This is a genomic window from Limosilactobacillus pontis DSM 8475, from assembly GCF_001435345.1.
Taxonomy (GTDB): Bacteria; Bacillota; Bacilli; order Lactobacillales; family Lactobacillaceae; genus Limosilactobacillus; species Limosilactobacillus pontis.
In genome coordinates, this window is record NZ_AZGO01000057.1 from 1 (window position 1) to 399 (window position 399).

Annotated in this window: 1 protein-coding gene; it reads right to left on the reverse strand. The window is 33.8% G+C overall.

Features of this window, described 5'->3' with window-relative positions:
• On the reverse strand, positions 1-321 hold a 321-nt coding region (gene tnpA, locus FD34_RS05500), incomplete at its 3' end, for an IS200/IS605 family transposase (RefSeq protein ID WP_057807563.1).
• Positions 322-399: the final 78 nt, after the last annotated feature.

The window sequence follows — 399 nt, forward strand, 5'->3', positions numbered from 1 at the left end:
CCAAAAATGGCGATTTCCAAACTTATACTTCAAATTGGCGTGATGATCAAACATCATTAACGAGCTTTTCCCTTTCAAGTATCCCATAAATTGCGATACGCTTAGCTTTGGCGGAATACTTAATAACTGGTGTACATGATCTGGCATCATATGTCCTTCAATGATTTTCACACCCTTATACTGACACAACAGCCTTATATAATCCTGTAAATCGCGACGATATTGATTATAAATTATTTTCCGTCTATACTTTGGAATGAATACGATGTGGTATTTACATAACCACTTTGTATGGGCTAAACTGTTTAACTTATTAGCCATATCTAAATAACCTCTTTTCCCTTATTAACTTTGGCTTGAACACCTACATTTTAAGGCAAAAGAGGTTTTTTATTTATA